Genomic DNA, 19,471 nt, shown 5'->3' with positions numbered 1-19,471 from the left:
AGTTAGAATTTTTGTCTCACATCAAAAAACGGAACAGCTCTGTCAATGGTGAGTTCTTTCTGATCTGGTTTTTTGAAAAGACTGTTTTTTGGACTTTTAGTTGTAATAACGATGGCTCCGGCTTTGGCGGCACTTCCATAAAGCAATGTTGCCGCCTGATCTTTTAATACCTCAATAGATTCGATATTATTTGGATTAAGGGTGTTAAAAGAGCTATTATCGGCTAATCTTACACCGTCTACAACAATTACACCGTTAAAGTTTAGTTCATTTTTAAATTTAACAGTCGTTGCATCAGAATTTACGGTTTTTGCGGGCTTTGTTTCACCGTCGCTAAGTGTAAAATTAACATTAATGTTATATTTTACCCGCACAGGTACACCATTCTGAATGCCTGGATACCATTTTGGCGATTCTTTAATAACCCTCAGGGCTTCTTCATCGGTACCACTACCCAGGCCTCTTGTAATCTGTACATCGCTTAATGAGCCATTTTTTTCTACCACAAATGATAAAAATACTTTCCCCTGTACGTTTCGCTCTTGTGCCAGCGTAGGATATTTAATTGCACCACTTAAATATTTATAAAATTTGACTATCCCGCCCGGAAATTCAGGCTGTTTTTCTATTGAAACGAAATCGTAAACCTTTTTATCCTGATCGGGTTCCAGATTTACTTCTGGCTCGGCAGGAGTAGGCAGATACGCCATCACCATGATTTTGTTTAGGTTGGTATAGCCAGCTGGCTTAGGCAACACTTTGTTTTTAAACTGTTCTGAAGACTCTGGAATATTAAAGCCAACGGTTAGTGCATATTTCCCGTCAGCTATTTTTTTATAGTCCTTGTACGATAAAATGGATTTCATTACCTCTTCGTCGCAGCCAGAACCGAGCTCCACATTAGAAGAGATATTTATAATCCTCCCGTTTTTTATACTGAATTTTACCTGGGCGTTGCCCTGCACCTCGTTGCTGTTAGCTATGGCAGGGTATTTAATGTTTTTGGATAAGAACTGGTAAAAACCATTCCAGTTCGCATCGGCTTTACCTTCAACAGAAACTTTGTGTACTACTGGTGTTTCAGCAGGTGTTTCGGTTACCATTTGCTGTACAATTTCTATTGGTTTTTCTAATGGAATGCGATCTGTAATGGAGATTAACTTCTCGTTTTTACGTACCGTAGCCGAAGAAAATACAATAAGAAGTGCAAACAAAGGGATAAAAATTCCATACTTCATAATGGCGATCTTTTTAGACCGTTCTTTATGAAGCATGAAAATTCTTTTTTTGATCAGCGATTTATCTAAAAAATTGTTGGTTAAAGCATTGGGCAAAATGCCGAAAGATTTGCTGAGCAGCAGCATCGCATATTCGGCTTTATCGCCTTGGTACGCTGCTGCCAGCTCGTCTGCCAAAAACTCGTGTATATTTTTAATCGCTTTTTTATAGAGGTATATAATGGGGTTTAACCAGGTAATGATCCCTAAAATTTCAAAAAACAAAATATCAACGGTATGCCATTGCTTAATGTGTGCCTGCTCATGAATATCAATTACATCCATTTGAGGCAAATTCTGATCGATAATTTTTTTGCCGAAGAAAGAGAAAGCCACTCCGGCTTTTCCTGGTACCAACATTTTTTTCACCGCCAGTAAGTTAAATACCAATCTACCTAAGAAAAACAGGATACCTGCACAATAGATATAAACAAATACATTTGCCCAAATGAGGCCGTTGTTGCGCTCTGTTACTACTGTGGCTTGTTGCAATACGGCTTCCCAGTTAACTGTAGTATAAACCTGCTGGGCAGCTTTATGTTCGGTAAGCCACTCTAAACGAATAAATGGGATACATAACGAAAGCACGCCTGCAGATACCAGATAGATACGGTTTAAGGTAAAATAGGTCTCCTTATCCAGCAGTAGTTTATAAACACCGTAAAAAACAACCAAGTATAGGTTTACCTGCAATAGGTAGTGGGCAAAACTCATTTTGGTTTGTGTTTAATGTTATTGATCATTTTTAAAATCTCATCAACATCACTTAAATCCAGTTTTTCTTCTTTAACAAAGAAAGAGAACATACTCTCTACTGAATTTTCGAAGTAATTGCCCAGCAATTTTTCTGTTGCATGGCGCTTATACTCTTCTCTGCTCACTAAGGGATAATACTGATGTGCTTTCCCGAACGCCTCATGGCCAATAAATCCTTTGGTTTCCAGGATTCTGATAATGGTTGAAACGGTGTTGTAAGCCGGCTTAGGAAGCGGTAGTTCATCAATTACTTCTTTGACGAATGCTTTTTCCAGTTGCCATAAAACCTGCATAATCTGCTCTTCGGCTTTAGTTAAATCTTTAATTTCCATCATGGTAATAATAATAAGGACGGGCAAAATAATTTGCTTAAACTAAAGTTAAAACTAATTGGTTAGTTATCCAAATTTTATTTGATAAATATTAGAAAAAAATAAAGGGCATCCTGATCGGATTAGCTTACTAAAGTAAAGGCTGAAAATTAGGCAGGAGAATAAGCTTTTGTAGTAGTTTGATTTTGGTTAGATGCTAATCAGACTGTTTTTTATGCCATATACTACCAGTCCGGTGCGCGATTTGATATTGAGCTTGGCAAAAAGTGATTCGCGGTAATTATCAACCGTTCGCGGACTCACGTTCATAATATCGGCAATTTCTTTATACGTAAGTTCGGTACTGCAATGCTGTAAAAAGGTAAGTTCTCTTGCCCAAAAAATAGGTTTTGCATCGGTGTCTTTCAGTGCAACCAAGAGCCTGCCCGATACGAGCTCGTTTACAAAGAAGCCTTTTTCTACAATTACTTTAATCGCAGCAAATAGATCCGATGGAGTAGATTCTTTAAGCATATAGCCACCAGCGCCGGCTTTAAGCATACCTATAATTGCTTTTTCATCTTCGAGCATGCTCAGGGCAAGTACATGCACCTTTGGGAAATTAGTTTTAACCCATTTAGTTGCTGCAAAACCATCCATAACCGGCATGTTAATATCCATTAGCACCAGTTGAACATCGGGATGATGGTTAATTTTAGATTGAAGATCGATTCCGTTTATGGCCTCAAACTTTACTTCTATTTCATCAAATTCTTCCAATAAACTGGCCAACCCTGAGCGAAAAAGGGTGTGGTCATCAACGATAGCAATAGCGATACTAGGATTCTGCATATAATTAAGGATAGGGGATTTCTATTGAAGTTGAAGTACCCTCTCCTGGTGCCGAATTTAGTGTTAATTTTCCATTGATCATCTCAATTCTTTTATAAATAGAATTAAGGCCCATTCCCGATTTCTTTGCTTTAATTTCATCGGGATTAAAACCAACACCATTTTCTTGTACAATCAGGCTGAGTTTGCCTGTTTTAAGATGCGCATCGATCTGTATCTGGGTAGCCTGCGCGTGTTTAATAATGTTGTTAATAATTTCCTGAAGTAAACGGAGAATAATCAGGTCTTTATCTGGTGAGCTGTAACCCGAATCCGATAGGGTATTGTTAACCTTAATGGTATAGGCTCCGCTCTTGCTTAGCCAGCTAATTTCCTGGTCGATAGCATGGCCAATACCGTTTTCTACCAGCTGCTCGCCATGTAAAAGTTTAGCCAGTTCTCTCAGTTCTTTAATGGATTTGTTAACCAGCTCGAGCGAATTTTCTATTTTCTTTTTGGCTTTAACTTCATCGGATAAATTTACCGAGTTAAGGGTAAGCGTAGTAAGACTGAGCAGCTGACCCACATTATCGTGCAGTTCAGTAGCAATGCTCTGCATGGTTTGGTCTTGTACCTCAACACGGGCCTGCAGCATTTCGGCTTCGAATTTCTGCTGCATATTCTGCTTTTCGAGAAAATGATTTTTTTTATGCTTGTTATATGATCTGATATAAAGCAATAAAAATATTGGCATCAAAAGAAATACTAATGATGCCAGTAATATTAATGAGATAACTTCCGTTGTCGAGCTCTGCATACAAATGAATAGGCCCAAAAGGCGTAGAGAAAAAAGTTAAGTGTTGTGTAAATGATGATTCGTGCGTTAAGTTTTCCTAAATAAACATGTTGCACCAGGTCATCAAAGAAATTGGCTAAGGTACTCCCGAAATAAAAAATCAGTGTTCCGCCAACCCACCAAAAGGCGGGATGATTCCTTAAATCGATGTAGTTTTCATCTTTTAATAACAGATAAAAATACATTAAGCCATAAATAACAAAAATTACCGACGCTAAACTTATGGTAAAAGTATTATATACATTTAAATCATATAAATAAACAAATACGGCATAAGTGATCATAGTGCCAATATAAATACCAATCAGCCAGTTTTTTATCTTAATATACTGGCTGAGGAAAACATAAAACGCATAGGTAATGTAAGATATTTCTATTATGATATATACATTAAATACGGCTATATTGGTATGGTATATTTTAGCAGAATATCGTGCTATAATTTGAGTTAATACCACAAGAAACAGGTAAAGGTTGGTAATTTTCCAAAACCTTGTTTTATCCCGATATAAAAAGTACAGGCCAAAAGCCAGACTTAAGTAATAAGGATAAGCATTAAATTTTGGGGTACACAGCTTTAATACCTGATGTAAATCTAATTCTCCGGCAATTTTTGCTACCATATTTTATTCTGGTCCCGATAACGGGCTTTTTTCATCGCACTGTGTTGGGCATAATTCTGCTCTGTTTTCAGGATCGGTTGGTGGGGTGTCACATAACTTGCCATCATGTGATTTATAAGCATATCCTTTCTCTACAAAGTAATCTGTTCCTGGTTTACCATCAATATTTTTAGTAATTACCAATAATACGGTATTCATATCAACATAGCTGTCTGGAATTTTATCGCCGTATTCTAGTTTGTTGATTTGACTGATAATATCGCTGGTATACCGGCCAAAATAGATCCTGATACCATCGCCATCCAGTTCTGCCATTTTTTTAATTAACGATGTCATTTGAGCTGCCGGATACCAGGCTGCTTTGGTGTAAATACCACTTTCTGCATTCTGACTTTTGCGGAATGCTGCGGTCATTTGTTTGGCAATTTCTACTGGTACAGTATTGTCCGTACCGTCTTTAGTTTCTTTGTCTTTGATCATAAAATTTGTTGATTTAATATTTCAAATATAATCAAATGATGATATGCGCGATGGAGGAGTTACTTAAAAAGTTAAAAACAGTATAAATACTAATACAATTCGAGGTCAAGCTGTGTTTGTCAGTGCATTATTGAACGATTGATGAACAGCTTGGCGGGTACATTCCTTAAAAGAGTATTTTGATGTCTCAATACCGTAAAAATACCCTATTAATAAGGGCGTTTTGCACAAGCGCCCAATTGTCGCCTACCACTACTTTTGGTATTACAATAACAACCGAATAAATTGTTGTTGCCAGGTATTAAGGTTGTCTATCCTCATAAGCCATTTTTTAAACCTATTTTAAAAAGAGTCTGTTGAAGATAAGATCTAGTTACCTGGGAAATAATAAACCATGATTTCATTAAACCTTTAATTCTTTTAAAAATGATAAATAATATCCTACTTCAGGAAAATCATAACGCAATAAGCGAAAGAGAAGTTGAAATAGTACATCTGTTATCAATGGGTTACAACAGTAAAGAAATTGGCGAAATGCTTTTTATAAGCGAGCATACCGTTAATACACATAGAAGAAATATGGTGAGGAAACTCGATTTAAGAAATTCGTACCAATTGATTGTATGGGCATTTAAAGAAAGAATATTATCCCTTTAGGGGCTAAGACATACACAACCTCTCAAATAAATAATAAAGCCTGCATTTGATCCCTAAAGTCAAATAAGCAGGCTTTTGTTTTATGCTGTTTTTTACCCTTTATGGCCTTGCCGGCTGTGGTGCGGGAAGCTCTTTTCTTGGGATTTGTGCTTCGCGTTGTGAGGTGTTATAAACGAAAGAAGCAATAATGGTTGCAGCTTGTTTCAGGTCGTCTTCCACCAGTCTGTCATAAGTATCCATATTGCTATGGTGTGTACGGGTATTGTAATCGGCAGGGTCCTGGATAAACTGAAACCCCGGGATGCCTACAGCATCAAAGGCCTGGTGATCGGTACCGCCAGTATTGTTAATGGTAACAGTAGTTGCGCCCAAATCGTTAAATGGATTTAACCAGTTTTGAAAAATAGGCCCAGCTGCTGCATTGCCCTGTAAATAAACACCGCGTATTTTTCCGGTTCCGTTATCGAGATTGTAATAGGCTGATATTTTTTTCTGATCGGGGGTTAATACCATTGTTTTTGGATCGCCGAAATGTTTGGCCACATAACCTCTCGAACCAAATAAACCCTGCTCTTCCGAACTCCACAGGGCAATACGGATAGTGCGTTTAGGCTTAAAATTGATTGCTTTTAAAATGCGCATAGCTTCCATCATTACGGCAGAGCCGGCAGCGTTATCGGTAGCACCAGTTGCGGCATGCCACGAATCGAAATGGCCACCAATCATTACCACTTCATCTTTTAATTTTTTATCGGTACCTGGTATCTCTGCAATTACGTTGTAGCCTTTCGGATCCTGATCATAAAAAGAGGTTTTAATATCTGCTTCAACTTCTACTGGTTTGCCTGCGCGTAAAAGACGTAATATATGTAAAAAATCTTCTGCTGCTACTTCCAGTTCAGGCGATACGGGTTTAGCATCTAAAGCGTAAGACGCTCCATTACTTGTAAAAAAGGTTCCTTGTCCGCCACGGGCATAAGTTAAGATCAATCCAACTTTTTCTTCAACCAACATGGCATTCATGGCAGCACGTACTTCGCGCATTTTCATCATTTGTGCCATTCTATCGGCCATTGGTCCGCCAGCAGGCCGTTGTCTTGGGCCTGCAGCCTGGGGTTTTGCAGCGGCCATTTGGGCCAAAGTAGAATCGGCATAGCGTGCAAAATCGGCCTTGGTACCACTGGTTAAAGGGGCGCCTTGATCCATCATGATGATTTTGCCTGCCAGTTTGCCTTTATATTTAGCTAAGTCGGCAACGCTATCAGCTTTGATTAAGATTACTTCCGATTTAATTGGTCCGTTTGTGCCAGGCGTCCAGGCTTTGGGCGAGGCAATAATGGCATGGTAGAAAGGAAGTGTGGTGGCCGCATAATATTTGTCGATTTGCCAGCCTTTACCGAAGGTTCCCCAGGCCTCGAGGTGCGCATTTTTGAGCCCCCAGTCGGTTAATTGTTTAACCGCCCAATCTTGTGCCTTTTTTAAACCCGGAGAATTGGATAAGCGCGGACCGCTTACGTCGGTTAAATTGAAGGCAATGTCCATTGCTTTCGAATTTTCCAGACCTTCTTTCCTGATTTTTTGAACTATGGCTGCATCAGGGGTATCTTGTGCAAAGGCCGAGAAGCAAAAGCCAAGGGCCAGTGCTGTAGTGGTAAATCTTTTGATCATTAGAATAATTTGTTAGGTGATTTTAACTTAAAAATACATTTAAAAGCCCTTCAAATCGTTTTACAATGAGATTTTTACACGGAAGACGTGGTGTTTTGTGAAATTCTGGAATGGGAACTTATTTTTTTGACAGAACATGGGTGAAATAAACCAAATCCGATAGCTATCAGATGAAATGAAAAGCACGCATCCCGATATTTCTTCGGGAGCGGACTTGTAATGTTAAGCAGGACTAACGCTAAAGTGAATTGCTGAAATTGCTTTTCGAATGTACTATTTAATGCTCTTTTTGCTCACAATGAAATAACCGACGATAAACAGGATAAGCGCGTAAATTAAGCTGGTCCATATTTCTTGTGTAAAAACAGGAAAATCTAAAGGATCAACTCCTTTTTTTATTTTAGTTACCTTTAAGGATAGGGTTGGCAGGCAATAAGGGATTAAGTAAGCATATTTCCAACCTACATTGGCGGTAATAATGCCCATAATAGTGCCAACAAAGCCTATCCCCATGGGTTTAAGAAAATCGGCCCATACTAAACTAAGGATAAACTGCAGCGATAAAATGCCTAGTGATGATAGGAATAATTTGGTGTAAGCATTGATTAAAATACCCGATGGATCGTATTGATTGAAGTTGTATTTAGGTACAAGTACTTGAAGCAAATGACCAAAACCATAGGTAAGTACGGCAAATAAAAACAACGAGATAAATATTAATCCTACTGCGTACAGGTATTTCGCGGCATAAATAGAAAGCTTGTTTAAAGGTTGTGCAAACAGGGTTTTCCAGGTATCGTTTTTATGTTCGATATTATTTACCGAAAAAGCCATAAATATGACATAGAATGGCATGACCAACATACCCATTACACCAAGTGCTGCACCACTGTACTGTGCCCACAACACCATTGGAGGGTAGTGAAAGTTTAAAATCTTTTCTGAACTGGAGTAAAAACCAAAAGTAATGAGTCCACAAATGATTAACGGTAGCAATATAGCTGCCCAAAAAGCGAGGGTTTTCTTCGATTTGTAAAATTCGGATACTAACGAGATGTATAAAGAGCGCATATTAGTTGTTGTTGGTAATATCGAGGAATAAATTTTCGAGGTCTTTTCGCTGTTGATATAAGCTGCTAACCATAAAGCCATTTTGCACCAGCAAGGTATTTAATGCTGCACTATGCTGAGCCGAAGTAAAAGGAATTGTGATCTTTTTATCGGTTTGGTTTACAATTTCGTAGCCCGACTTTAATAGCAGAGCGCTTGCTCTTTCGATATCGTTTACATCGATTTCGAGCACGGGCTTGCTTAGTAAATGAAGTTCATCGATAGTGCCTTGAAATAACAATTGCCCTTTGTTTATAATGCCAACATGGGTGGCTGTTCTTTCTATTTCGGCCAGCAAATGGCTCGAAACCAGAATTGTTTTATGGTGTTTTGCCGCAAGCTCTATCATGAGGTTACGCACTTCGATAATGCCGTTCGGATCGAGACCATTGGTAGGCTCATCGAGCAAAAGCAGTTCGGGATCTGAAACCAGCGCAAGAGCAATGCCCAGACGCTGTTTCATGCCTAGCGAATATTTGCTTGACTTTTTATCGGCAGCATCGGTTAAACCAACAAGGGCTAGCATTTCACTGGCCTTGCTTTTTCTTATACCGAGTAAAATACAGCGGTTTATTAAATTTTCTTTACCGCTTAAGTGGCCATAAATGGCAGGTTGCTCTACCAGAGCACCTACACGTTTTAATATGGCTATGCGGTTGTGGTTAATCTCCTTGCCGAAAATAAATACCTGGTCGGATGGCGATTGTAAGAGGTTTAGCAATATTTTAATGGTAGTGGTTTTACCGGCACCGTTGGGGCCTAAAAAACCGTAAATACTGCCTTTTGGTACTTGTAGCGAAAGATCTTTTACAATGGCCTGATTGCCGAAGTTAAAATTTAAGCCAACAGTTTCGATAGCGTAATTACTCATTATGCTTATTTAAAAATAGCTGATACTTGTTTTACAATTGTTGTAGAAGCTTTAGCAGGTTTTACAACAATGTCAGCATCGTTTCTGTTGGTGTTAAACGTAAGCGTTAAAATCATCAACATAAATACTGGAAATAATAAAAATAAAAATGGTGATGTGTTTGCTAACTTTTTCATGATCGATTGTTTTATTTGAGAGGCAGTGAAGCTGGCATCAGCAGTTACTGCTTGGTTGTTTAAGTTGATTGCTGATGTAGTTTTCATTTTGTTTTCGTTTTGATGATTCAAAGAAACTCAAGAAAAACAAGCTGCTAAAATGTATTATACCAAGTGTTCAAGATTCTAGATCAACAGTCAATTTTGGCGTTTGTCGATAAAATTTGACCATTGGGCCGTTGGTAGAAAAAAAATGCCCGTTGGTAGATTGTGTTCGGTTTAAATTGAAAGTTTATTTACTTTGGATGCATAAACTAAACATGAGCATTATCTAATCAATTTAGTTTATACTGATAAAACAGATTTTAATGAAACAAAGCAAAGGGCCTTTAATTTTACACTCCATATTCTGGATCGTTATTTTGATGTTTATTATTGCTGGTAACTTTTTTGACACCACTAAACACACCAATAATGATTATTTCATAAGCTATATTGTATATGGGATAATAAATGTTTCTACTTTTTATATTAATTACATCTTTTTAATTCCGGAGTTAATAAAAAAAAGGAAGAAATATTTTCTTTATGTTCTGGCATTCATGTTATTGATTGCTGTAGCTGTTATATGTAAAACAACAATAGCTGTTTTGTATCCGGAAGATGTGTTAACAATGATTACCGCAAAAGGTAAGAAAATAGAAACTTCGGTACATAGTTTTGTAATTATTGTAACCTTCTTATCAGGGTTTTTCCTGATCAGTAGTTGTATTATTAAATTTATTATCGATTGGTTCTCTAGTGAGCGGATTCAGCGCAACCTGGAAAGCGAGCGTCGCGAAATGGAACTTCAGTTTCTAAAATCGCAGTTAAACCCACATTTTCTATTCAACTCTTTAAATAATATTTACTCGCTGGCTTACCAGAAATCGGATAAAACTGCTGATGCCATTATGAAGCTCTCGGAAATTATGCGCTACATGATTTATGAAAGCAATACGCCAACAGTAGCTTTAAGCAAAGAGGTAGATTATTTAACCAACTATATCGAACTACAAAAAATCAGGTTTAAAGATGGCGCTTTCATTGAGCTTACGCTGAACGGAGAGATAGACGACCAGAAGATTGTACCCTTGATGTTGATTTCGTTTGTAGAGAACGCTTTTAAACATGGTGTGGTAAACGACCCATCAGAGCCGGTTAAAATAAATATTATTGCCAACCAGAAGATTTTGCATTTTAGTGTAATTAACAAAAAAAGCAATTTAAATAAAGATGCGCAGGGTGGGGTAGGTTTAACCAACGTAGAAAGACGTTTACAATTGGTTTATCCCGACAGATATAAATTAAATGTTGTAAATTCGGCTACGCATTACACCTGCGAACTGATGATTGATATATAACCGGAAACCATTTATAAACCGGATATACGTTAAATCGTGAATTAAAATAAAAATCTAAAATGAACCTAAACTGTATTGTTGTAGATGATGAGCCTTTAGCGCTTGATATTTTACAGGATTATATCTCGAAAGTACCCTTTTTAACAATGGTTAAAAGATGCGAAAACCCAATTGAGGCCTTGCAGATTGTGCAGGGTGGTGGGATTGACCTCGTATTTTTGGATATTCAAATGCCTGAATTAACGGGTATACAGTTTTTGAAGATTGCAGGCAACAAATGCCATTATATTCTAACTACCGCCTATCCGCAATATGCTTTAGAGAGTTACGATTTGAACGTTTCTGATTATCTGCTAAAGCCAATTGCTTTTGATCGTTTTTATAAAGCCGTAGAAAAAGTACACAACCAGGTTAAACCGGTAGAGGCCCCTGCAAGTGTGGCTCAGCCTTTAGTTACGCCAGCACCATTTTCGGGTACACCTAATCCGGTACAGGATTATATTTTTGTTAAAACAGAGCATAAAATCCAGAAGATTTACCTGCACGATATCCTTTATATCGAAGGGTTAAAAGATTATATCTCTATTTTTACCAAAGATGAGCGTGTAATTACTTTGCAGAGCATGAAAAAAATGGAGGAAGCTTTGCCACAGAGTCAGTTTATCCGTGTACACAAATCGTATATTGTTGCCGTTGATAAAATTGAGAGCATTGAACGTAGCCGTATTACCATCAACCAGAAAATTATTCCTGTTGGAGATACATACCGCGACGAATTTTTTAGGGTAATTGGTAATAAGAACATCTAGGTGTCAGTCCTGAGTCTTTAGTCTGAAGTCCAGAATCGGGGGGGACAAATAAGCTTTTGGCTCTTAAACCTTGATACCCTCTACCTGATACTTTTTTTTAATACGCTCTACTCTGCACCTGATACGATATTCTGCTCAAGCTCCTGCCCCAAAACTTTCCTGATCTCATTTTCGGCTTCCAAAGTAATCTCGTTGGCTGTTTTTCCTTCAGGTTCTATTGGTTTTAATACCGTCCATTTCAAGGCATTGCCTGTAGTTAGGGGGTACATGCCAAAGCGCACAATCTTCCATGAGTTTTCTATCGCAACCGGAACTACAAGCGCATTTGGTACAACCTTTAAAATGGTAGCGATACCGCCAAACTGAAAGGTCTTTACCTTGCCATCTTTAGCTCTGGTTCCTTCCGGAAAGATAACCGTGCTCCAGTTGTTTTCTTTCATGCGGCGACCAAGCTTTATGATTTCAGAAATGGCTTGTTTATTGTCTTTACGGTTAATATTGGCCCCTCCGCCTAAACGCAGGTTAATGGAAATAGAGGGAATGCCTTTGGTAAGCTCTATTTTGGAAATGAATTTGGCACTGTATTTTCTTAAAAACCAGATTAACGACGGAATATCGTACATGCTCTGGTGGTTTGCAGCAAAAATAATAGGCCTATCAGTAGGCAAATTGTAATCGTTTTTAAAGCTGATGGAGTTGAATAGCGATAGCTGGCTGTATGTTAAAAAGAAATTGAGCACGTCAACCGAAATTTTATGCGCCTTATAGCCAAGAAGCTTAAAGGATAACCATTGAATAGGGTGGAAGATACAAAGGAATAATCCGAAGAGGATATAGAAAATCGGGCTTAAAATATAGCCAAAAAGCTTGCTCATCTGGTTGATTTAATGGATGGCAAAGATAATAATAAATTATTCTGCTTTGATTATTCCATTACAATTCACCGTTTTGCATCATTATTTTGGCTTTTAAAATTGCGGCTACGCTTATCGAATCGGTTATTTCGGCATTGAGCACCATTTGGTAAGCTTCTTCAAACGGCAATTTTTTAAGCATCAGTTGTTCGGTTTCTTCAGGCATGGCAATACCTTGTATAAGACCGGTAGCCACATAAATAATGCTTAGTTCATCGCTAACCGAGTTGGAAAGGTATAATCTTTGAATTTCTTTCCAGTTTTGGGCGCTCATGCCCGTTTCTTCAAGCAATTCTCTTCTGGCGCTATCTAAAGGTGCCTCATGAAAAGGGTCACCACCTTCCGGAATTTCCCAGCTATAGGCTTTTATGGGGTAACGATATTGACCAACCAGCCAGGTGTTGTAATCCTCATCAAGCGGTAAAATCCCAATGGCGAGGTTTTTAAAATGCACTTCACCATAAATACCTTTTCCGCCCGATGGATTGATTACCTGATGCTCGGTTATGCGAATCCAGTTGTTATCGTATTTTACATCGCTTTGCAGCGTTTTCCAGGGATTAATCTCTTCCATACCGCAATATAAGCATATCCTATTAGCTTAGTGCGGTTTTGCCAGCGGTGGCGGCGGAATTTTATTTACCTTAATTTTAGTAAAACGGTAATTGAGACTAAAGGTGAAATTCTGGGTATTGTTGGTCGAATAATTCTCTACCCTGAAATTCTGACCTTCGTTAAAAAATGTATTGGTGCGGTTGCCTAAAATATCGTTAATGGTTACGCGCAGGTTTAACCTATTGCCTAAAAAGGCTTTACGGGCCGAGAAATTGGAAGTCATAGAGCCCTTGTTGCGGCCCTGCGCATTGGCATTGTTTGCGTAATTTAAATTCGATTCGAAAGCCGTTTTAAAGGGCAATTGCATTGAAAGGCCAATTGCAGCCCTAAAGCTAATTCCATCACGGTTTAAAGAGCTGTTTAGCTGCGATTTATAATTGCTTTGTATTACACTGAAATTTCCGTTGGCTGATATTTTGTTTGTTGGCCGGTAATTGCCAATTAAAATAAGCGATAGCGAATTGTTGGTACCTACATTATCGAAAGTGTTTTCAGATCGTGCCGTGTTTGATCCTGGAATTAAAGTAACGGTACGGTAACGTTCTATAACACCCTGGCTGGTAGAATACGATAACCTGGGGTTAAAAGACCATTTCTGGCCAAATGCTCCAAAATTGATATCGAACTGATGCGTATAAGCGGGCGATAAATTCGGATTTCCGTATGAAATGTTTAACGTATCTACATTGTTTACCTGAGGGTTTAATGTGTTTTCCCTCGGCCGGTTAATGCGGATGCTATAGGTAGCCCCGATGTTGTAGCGTTTGCGGTAAAAACGGTTTAAAGAGAGGTTAGGGAAAACACTTAAATAAGGTTTTACATTATAGTTATCGCCTGTAGATAAATCGAAGGCCACATCAGTAAGCTCGGCCCTTACACCTGTTTTTATGCCCCAGCCTACATTACGGTAATTATACGAAGCATAAGCGGCACCGATGTTTTCGTTGTATAAAAACTGGTTCGATAATTTGTTGTTGTGTATAAATTGTTGCGTGGCAAAATTAAAATTCTCGATCAGCAGGTCGTTATCATTTTTTCTATAGCTAAAAGCCAGGCCGGCTTCAATACGGTCGCGCTTTTTAAATATTGGTTTTTCGTAATCTAAAGTTACGTTTAGGCCATGGTTACCGGTGTTGTTATTGTTCTGCTGTAAGCTGGGCTTTAGCGTGCTTGTTTGGGCATAGGTAGTGTTGTAGCTGCGGAAATCGATATTCTTATTGGTGTTGAAATTTAAACCTAATGATATTTTTCCTCCGCTGGTATCGGTTTGCAAGTCGTAATCGGTATTAAAAATAAAATTGTTGCTGTTGCCGTTGCCGGTGTTGAGCTGATTACGCAGGCGGCTTTCTATTCGGGTTTCATCTAAATAATGAAGATCTGTTGAAGAATTGGAATTGGTATTGTTGAGGTTGTAATTGGTTGACAGGCGCAAACTCTGTTTAGGGCTAATGGTCCAGTCTAAGCCCAACCTGAAATTACCGCCATTGTTGTGGTTTTTGTAAGCACCGTATTGGTCGTAGTAAAAGGTTGTATCCGGAAAGAAATTCTCGCGGAAATTATGGCTATCGCCCTTGCTTACGTTATAACGGTAAGCCGCGCTACCATTAAGGGCGTAAGATTTACCCCGATAAGAGGCATTTGCATTGGTATTGCCATTTCCCTGCAAGCCACCTGCAATGCCAGCATTTCCGTTAAAGCCAACTTTAAACCCTTTTTTCATCACAATATTGATGATGCCTTCGCCATCGCCGCTGTATTTAGATGGTGGGTTGGTTAACACCTCTATCTTATCAATCGCATCTGAGGGGAGTACATTGAGCAGGTCGGCAATGTTAGAGGTCATATAGTCTGATGGTTTGCCATCTATAAACACCCTGGTATTTCTTTTGCCGGCTATGGTGGCGTTGCCATCAATATCAACCTGTACCATTGGTACGTTTTTAAGCACATCGGTTGCGGTACTGCCTTCGGCAAGCAGGGTAGAACCCACGTTATAGGTAACGCCATCAGCGCCAAATTCTATTGGTGGTTTTTGTACAGTAATGGTAACTTCCTGCAGCGAATTTTGCTCAGAGCTAAGTTTTAGCGCCCCCAGGTTTTTATCGTAATCTTTCTCGGTTAAGGCAATGCCATTTACTTTTAGCGGAGCATAACCTATAAAACTTACGCGAATGTTATAATTGCCCGGTTTTAGGTTTTTAATGCTGAACCGGCCATCTTCGTCGGTGGCAGAAGTAATAACCGGTTGCTCGGAGCCATCTATGTAAACGGAAATTACTGCTGAGGGAATGGGTAATCCACCAACTTCTTCAACCACTTTCCCGCTAATTATACCTTTTTCGGCCGCAAAGGCCGTAGAGGTGCCAAATAACAGGGCGAGAGATACAAAGCAAAGCCTAAGTAAAAGTTTTCCCAATAGCTGATAAATTAAAAAGGTGCTTAGTAAATTTACTAAGCACCTTTGGTAAAATTAAAACGATCCTTCATCAGGGCGGTTGTCCTGATCCTCTCTCTTTTGTTTTTTTGCACCCGTAAATGTTGTTTTTCCAAAACGGTAAGAGAAGGTTAAGTTACCCATTGTTCCCTGAAACTGACGCTCAAAATCAACAATGGTTGCTTTATCTTCGGTAGTCATGCTCCACCTTCTGGTATTAAACACATCCCTTACATTGAAGCTTAACGAAGCCTTTTTGTTCGGAAAATCGTATTTGGCGCCACCATCTACTCCATACATCGCATTACGCTTACCTTGTGCCATTACTTCAGCGGCGCGGTAATCGCCACGGAGCTGTAACGAAAGGTTTTTAACTACGGTTAAGTTCGCGGTAAGGTTCGCGTTCCAGCTAAAGCCACTGCTCGAAGGGATATCAAATCTGGCATCGCCAGCAAACTTAGCCTGGTAAAGGTTAACGTTAGTAGTAAAATTTAAGGCTTTAATTAAGTCGAAGCGACCGATTAACTCCACCCCGCTGTTAATCTGGTGCGATAAGTTTTGTGGCGTTGAAGTAATAATGCCGTTAACCGGTGTACTTCTCACCCTTTGGATCACATCATTGGTTTGACGGAAATACAGGCTTGAAGTTAAAGTTACTTTTTTCCAGTATTTGCTATAGCCCAGCTCAAATGAATGTACATCTTCAGGTATTAAATTAGGGTTACCACCTCTGTAATTTAATGGATCAGAAACATCTAAAAACGGGTTGGTATCCCATGGGCGCGGGCGGTTTACACGGCGCGTATAGCTTAACTGAAGCTGGTTTTCGCCTTTTAGCTTTTGTGTTAAGAAAACACTTGGGTATATTCTTTTGTAATGGATGTTACCTTCGCTGGTGGTTAATACATCGTTGGTATAACCTTCCAGGTGTGTGTCTAAGCGTGCATCTTCGCCCCTTAAACCTATCTGGTAACCAAAATCCTTAATCTGGTTCTGGTAGTTAAAATAAAGCGCATGTACCTGGTCTTTGCTGTCGAAACCATTAATCAATTTATTGTTGCGTATAAAAACATTGGTGCTGGTTGGGATCGAATCGGCGTATTGATCGTTGTTGCCTAAACGGATCTGGCTGCGGTAACCTACCTCAATTTTGCCTGCCTTACCAACTGGCAAAGCATAATCGGTTTGGATATTGTAATTGGTGTTATTACCGGTATTGAATACACGTTGCAAGCTTAACGTTTCGTTAATAGGCGTGCCGTTGCGGTTTGTAGTGGTAGTACTGTAGTTCTGGTCGTTGTTATTGGTACCGTACGAATAGCCAAAATTAAAGCTCAGCTCTTCTTTCGGTTTTTTAAACTTCTGCACAAAATCCAGGTTGGCATCGTAGCTGTTGCCATAACCATCAGTAGTGTTGGTTCTGTTACTCAATAAAACCGGAGCTTGCGAAATGTTTAATTGCCTGATATCGAGCACCTCGTTCCGGTCGTTTGCCCTGGAGTTAAAACCTCCTGATAAACTGATTACACTTTTTGGTGCCACGTAGTAATCAATACCCGCTTTTGCATTGTGGCCTTTATCTAACGATTTTGAAACGGTATTTTGACTTGCAAAACGCGTTGTAGCTGCTTCTGATTTGTAGGTAATATCTTGAAAACCACCACCAACACGGTTGCCATAGCGGTAGCTGTAGTTACCATAAATGTTTACTTTACTGTTTTGGAAACTTAAATTGGTATTGGCATTGTAGTTATCGCGGTTGCCGGCAGTTGCTGCAACCGAGCCGTTAAAGCCCAGTCTGGTATTTTTCTTTAGTACAATGTTAATGATACCTGATTGGCCCTCGGCATCGTATTTGGCCGATGGATTGGTAATTACTTCAACACTTTCAATTGAACTTGCGGGAATAGAAGCTAAAATCTGCGCCACATTACCACCGGCAATTAAAGAAGGTTTACCATCAATTAAAACTTTAACCCCGGTCGATCCGCGTAAGCTCACGTTACCATCCATATCGGTTGAAACTGAAGGTACGTTTTGCAATAAATCGCCGGCCGAACCACCTTCACTTACCAAACTCTGGTCTACTGAAAATATTTTCTTGTCAATTCCCATTTGCATGGCCGCTTTTTGACCGGTTACTGTAACCTCGCTCAGTACATTGCCTTTGGCAGCATTCATTTTAATTTCGCCGAAATTTAATGTACCTGTGGTGGCTGTAATGGCTACGTTATCGCGAACCATGGTTTGGTAGCCCACAAAGCTTATTTTAAAGGTGAAGTTTCCTTTAGGAATATCGGCCATTACAAATGCACCATTTACATCTGTTTGGGCTATTTTGGCATTTTTACCTGTCGATTTATCAATTAGAACTGCTGTTGCAAATGGAATGGTTTCTTGTGTTTTGGCATCTTTAAGTAACCCTGTAATTTTTGGTTTTCCGCCGGTTTGGGCAAAAAGATTAAATGTTAGGGTTAAAAGTAATAGGGTAATTTGTATTGTTCTCGAATGTAAGAGTCTCATTAAAAGTTAGTGTTTGTCGTGTATTTTTATAAAGGGAGACAAAGTAACGGCAAGGAAGTTTAATTATGGAGCCGTAACCATTTTATTACAGGCATTTTACAGTAATATTTTTGTTGGTTATTATTCGGTTTACAGTTAGCAATTGGCAGTTTTCAGTTTCGTGGAAAACAATGATGGAATAATACAATTGAACGATCTTCAAAATGTTACTTTTGTTCATCACATTGAGCATAAAAAACAGATGAAAAAGATACTAATTGTTGATGACCTGCACCCTGCATTTAAAGAGCAGGCTATTGCTATGGGGTATGAGGTTGATGATGAACCACAGATTACGCGTCAACAGACACTAGATAAAATAAAAGATTATACTGGTATTGCAGTTAGGACGAAATTTAGGATAGATGCCGAAATTTTTGCTGCTGCACCCAATTTAAAATTTGTAGCCAGGGCAGGAGCCGGTTTGGATAATATTGATGATAAAATCGCTTTCGAAAGAAATATCGAACTGATTAATGCGCCCGAAGGGAATTGCGATGCAGTAGGTGAACATGCTACAGGTTTGCTGCTCTCACTGATGAATAATTTCCGCAGGGCTGATATAGAAATTAGAAATGGCCAGTGGGACCGCGAAGGAAACCGGGGTTATGAACTGAAAGGCAAGAAGGTTGGCATTATTGGTTATGGTTTTATGGGGCAGAGCTTTGCTAAAAAACTTGCCGGTTTTGAGGTCGATGTAATGGCTTACGATAAATATAAAACAGGCTTTAGCGATGCCTTTGCCCGCGAGGTAAGCATGGAAGAAATTGTGAAACACAGTGATGTATTGAGCCTGCATATTCCGTTAACTGCCGAAACTAAACTAATGGTAGATGATGAATATTTCTTCCACTTTAAAAAGCCGATCTTCTTTATCAATACTGCCCGTGGCGAAATTGTAAAAATCGATGCTGTTTTAAATGCCATTAAAGCCGGTAAAATATTAGGCGCTGGCTTGGATGTATTGCAAACAGAGAAATTTCCGGCCCTGGGCGAACAGCCCTGGTATAATGAGTTAAAGCAGAACGATCAGGTAATTTTAACACCACACGTAGGCGGCTGGACATTCGATTCTTACCGTAAAATATCTGAAGTGCTGGCTGAGAAATTAAGCGGACTTACTTTTTAAAACCTGTAAA

18 protein-coding genes are annotated in these 19,471 nt (G+C 39.1%); 4 read left to right on the top strand and 14 right to left on the bottom strand.

The features are described 5' to 3' along the window. Positions 1-2 precede the first annotated feature (2 nt). The 6 genes from DBR40_RS01845 to DBR40_RS01820 all read right to left on the bottom strand — a co-directional run bounded on the left by DBR40_RS01845 (position 3) and on the right by DBR40_RS01820 (position 5,134). Positions 3-1,991: a M56 family metallopeptidase gene (locus DBR40_RS01845; RefSeq protein WP_124558098.1), complete on the bottom strand. Its 1,989-nt coding sequence runs from the start codon at positions 1,989-1,991 to the stop codon at positions 3-5. After that, positions 1,988-2,365, bottom strand: a complete 378-nt coding sequence (locus tag DBR40_RS01840) for a BlaI/MecI/CopY family transcriptional regulator (RefSeq protein ID WP_039472733.1) — start codon at positions 2,363-2,365, stop codon at positions 1,988-1,990. Before DBR40_RS01840 ends, DBR40_RS01845 begins: the two co-directional genes overlap by 4 nt. A 189-nt stretch (positions 2,366-2,554) precedes the next feature. Then, a complete protein-coding gene (locus DBR40_RS01835; protein ID WP_124558097.1) occupies positions 2,555-3,196 on the bottom strand; it encodes a response regulator transcription factor in 642 nt (213 codons plus the stop codon). Positions 3,197-3,200: 4 nt separating this feature from the next. Beyond that, positions 3,201-3,854: a sensor histidine kinase gene (locus DBR40_RS01830; RefSeq protein ID WP_158673976.1), complete on the bottom strand. Its 654-nt coding sequence runs from the start codon at positions 3,852-3,854 to the stop codon at positions 3,201-3,203. A gap of 104 nt (positions 3,855-3,958) precedes the next feature. Continuing rightward, on the bottom strand, positions 3,959-4,654 hold the full coding sequence (locus DBR40_RS01825; RefSeq protein ID WP_124558095.1) for a hypothetical protein: 696 nt from the start codon (positions 4,652-4,654) through the stop codon (positions 3,959-3,961). A gap of 3 nt (positions 4,655-4,657) precedes the next feature. After that, positions 4,658-5,134 carry a hypothetical protein gene (locus DBR40_RS01820; protein WP_124558094.1) on the bottom strand — a complete coding sequence of 159 codons (477 nt, stop codon included), beginning with the start codon at positions 5,132-5,134 and terminating at the stop codon, positions 4,658-4,660. A gap of 426 nt (positions 5,135-5,560) precedes the next feature. Between DBR40_RS01820 and DBR40_RS01815 the strand changes: the two genes are divergently transcribed. Then, positions 5,561-5,791, top strand: a complete 231-nt coding sequence (locus DBR40_RS01815; RefSeq protein ID WP_124558093.1) for a response regulator transcription factor — start codon at positions 5,561-5,563, stop codon at positions 5,789-5,791. 99 nt (positions 5,792-5,890) lie between these two features. On the opposite strand, the gene DBR40_RS01810 is transcribed toward DBR40_RS01815, so the two are convergent. The 4 genes from DBR40_RS01810 to DBR40_RS01795 all read right to left on the bottom strand — a co-directional run bounded on the left by DBR40_RS01810 (position 5,891) and on the right by DBR40_RS01795 (position 9,703). Continuing rightward, complete coding sequence (locus DBR40_RS01810; RefSeq protein WP_233603761.1) at positions 5,891-7,459, bottom strand: M28 family metallopeptidase; 1,569 nt, start codon at positions 7,457-7,459, stop codon at positions 5,891-5,893. Positions 7,460-7,732: 273 nt separating this feature from the next. Next, positions 7,733-8,530 (bottom strand): ABC transporter permease, encoded by a 798-nt coding sequence (locus DBR40_RS01805; protein ID WP_124558092.1) that lies wholly within the window; start codon positions 8,528-8,530, stop codon positions 7,733-7,735. Position 8,531: 1 nt separating this feature from the next. Further along, positions 8,532-9,440 (bottom strand): ABC transporter ATP-binding protein, encoded by a 909-nt coding sequence (locus tag DBR40_RS01800; protein WP_124558091.1) that lies wholly within the window; start codon positions 9,438-9,440, stop codon positions 8,532-8,534. A gap of 5 nt (positions 9,441-9,445) precedes the next feature. After that, a complete protein-coding gene (locus DBR40_RS01795; RefSeq protein ID WP_124558090.1) occupies positions 9,446-9,703 on the bottom strand; it encodes a hypothetical protein in 258 nt (85 codons plus the stop codon). Between the two features lie 260 nt (positions 9,704-9,963). Here DBR40_RS01795 and DBR40_RS01790 point away from each other — a divergent pair, with 260 nt between their 5' ends. Continuing rightward, positions 9,964-10,998, top strand: coding sequence for a sensor histidine kinase (locus DBR40_RS01790; protein WP_233603760.1), 1,035 nt, complete (start codon positions 9,964-9,966; stop codon positions 10,996-10,998). A 59-nt stretch (positions 10,999-11,057) separates the two neighbouring features. Further along, positions 11,058-11,807, top strand: coding sequence for a LytR/AlgR family response regulator transcription factor (locus DBR40_RS01785; RefSeq protein ID WP_124558089.1), 750 nt, complete (start codon positions 11,058-11,060; stop codon positions 11,805-11,807). Between the two features lie 107 nt (positions 11,808-11,914). Here the strand turns inward: DBR40_RS01785 and DBR40_RS01780 are convergent, their stop codons facing one another. Genes DBR40_RS01780 through DBR40_RS01765 form a run of 4 tightly spaced genes read right to left on the bottom strand, consistent with a single transcriptional unit; the run spans position 11,915 to position 18,293 of the window. Continuing rightward, the gene (locus tag DBR40_RS01780) at positions 11,915-12,682 is read right to left on the bottom strand and encodes a lysophospholipid acyltransferase family protein (RefSeq protein WP_124558088.1); all 768 of its coding nucleotides are present in this window, start codon (positions 12,680-12,682) and stop codon (positions 11,915-11,917) included. Positions 12,683-12,740: 58 nt separating this feature from the next. Then, positions 12,741-13,295, bottom strand: a complete 555-nt coding sequence (locus DBR40_RS01775) for an NUDIX domain-containing protein (protein WP_124558087.1) — start codon at positions 13,293-13,295, stop codon at positions 12,741-12,743. Between the two features lie 27 nt (positions 13,296-13,322). Next, positions 13,323-15,752 carry an outer membrane beta-barrel protein gene (locus DBR40_RS01770; protein WP_124558086.1) on the bottom strand — a complete coding sequence of 810 codons (2,430 nt, stop codon included), beginning with the start codon at positions 15,750-15,752 and terminating at the stop codon, positions 13,323-13,325. 54 nt (positions 15,753-15,806) lie between these two features. Beyond that, positions 15,807-18,293 (bottom strand): outer membrane beta-barrel family protein, encoded by a 2,487-nt coding sequence (locus DBR40_RS01765; protein WP_124558085.1) that lies wholly within the window; start codon positions 18,291-18,293, stop codon positions 15,807-15,809. A gap of 241 nt (positions 18,294-18,534) precedes the next feature. Between DBR40_RS01765 and DBR40_RS01760 the strand changes: the two genes are divergently transcribed. Beyond that, positions 18,535-19,461, top strand: a complete 927-nt coding sequence (locus DBR40_RS01760) for an NAD(P)-dependent oxidoreductase (protein WP_124558084.1) — start codon at positions 18,535-18,537, stop codon at positions 19,459-19,461. Positions 19,462-19,471 lie beyond the last annotated feature (10 nt).

Source organism: Pedobacter sp. KBW01 (assembly GCF_003852395.1).
In the GTDB taxonomy this organism is placed as follows: domain Bacteria; phylum Bacteroidota; class Bacteroidia; order Sphingobacteriales; family Sphingobacteriaceae; genus Pedobacter.
The sequence above is the reverse complement of the archived record's forward strand: the minus strand, read 5'-3'. Positions and strand labels throughout refer to the sequence as shown.

What these genes read in the sequence shown, in the direction of transcription:
- DBR40_RS01805 (WP_124558092.1), bottom strand. Translation starts at nt 8,530, where the DNA reads ATGCGCTCTTTATACATCTCGTTAGTATCCGAATTTTACAAATCGAAG.
- DBR40_RS01830 (WP_158673976.1), bottom strand. Translation starts at nt 3,854, where the DNA reads ATGCAGCAGAAATTCGAAGCCGAAATGCTGCAGGCCCGTGTTGAGGTA.
- DBR40_RS01790 (WP_233603760.1), top strand. Translation starts at nt 9,964, where the DNA reads ATGAAACAAAGCAAAGGGCCTTTAATTTTACACTCCATATTCTGGATC.
- DBR40_RS01765 (WP_124558085.1), bottom strand. Translation starts at nt 18,293, where the DNA reads ATGAGACTCTTACATTCGAGAACAATACAAATTACCCTATTACTTTTA.
- DBR40_RS01775 (WP_124558087.1), bottom strand. Translation starts at nt 13,295, where the DNA reads ATGGAAGAGATTAATCCCTGGAAAACGCTGCAAAGCGATGTAAAATAC.
- DBR40_RS01835 (WP_124558097.1), bottom strand. Translation starts at nt 3,196, where the DNA reads ATGCAGAATCCTAGTATCGCTATTGCTATCGTTGATGACCACACCCTT.
- DBR40_RS01780 (WP_124558088.1), bottom strand. Translation starts at nt 12,682, where the DNA reads ATGAGCAAGCTTTTTGGCTATATTTTAAGCCCGATTTTCTATATCCTC.
- DBR40_RS01810 (WP_233603761.1), bottom strand. Translation starts at nt 7,459, where the DNA reads ATGATCAAAAGATTTACCACTACAGCACTGGCCCTTGGCTTTTGCTTC.
- DBR40_RS01840 (WP_039472733.1), bottom strand. Translation starts at nt 2,365, where the DNA reads ATGGAAATTAAAGATTTAACTAAAGCCGAAGAGCAGATTATGCAGGTT.
- DBR40_RS01820 (WP_124558094.1), bottom strand. Translation starts at nt 5,134, where the DNA reads ATGATCAAAGACAAAGAAACTAAAGACGGTACGGACAATACTGTACCA.
- DBR40_RS01800 (WP_124558091.1), bottom strand. Translation starts at nt 9,440, where the DNA reads ATGAGTAATTACGCTATCGAAACTGTTGGCTTAAATTTTAACTTCGGC.
- DBR40_RS01845 (WP_124558098.1), bottom strand. Translation starts at nt 1,991, where the DNA reads ATGAGTTTTGCCCACTACCTATTGCAGGTAAACCTATACTTGGTTGTT.
- DBR40_RS01815 (WP_124558093.1), top strand. Translation starts at nt 5,561, where the DNA reads ATGATAAATAATATCCTACTTCAGGAAAATCATAACGCAATAAGCGAA.
- DBR40_RS01785 (WP_124558089.1), top strand. Translation starts at nt 11,058, where the DNA reads ATGAACCTAAACTGTATTGTTGTAGATGATGAGCCTTTAGCGCTTGAT.
- DBR40_RS01760 (WP_124558084.1), top strand. Translation starts at nt 18,535, where the DNA reads ATGAAAAAGATACTAATTGTTGATGACCTGCACCCTGCATTTAAAGAG.
- DBR40_RS01825 (WP_124558095.1), bottom strand. Translation starts at nt 4,654, where the DNA reads ATGGTAGCAAAAATTGCCGGAGAATTAGATTTACATCAGGTATTAAAG.
- DBR40_RS01795 (WP_124558090.1), bottom strand. Translation starts at nt 9,703, where the DNA reads ATGAAAACTACATCAGCAATCAACTTAAACAACCAAGCAGTAACTGCT.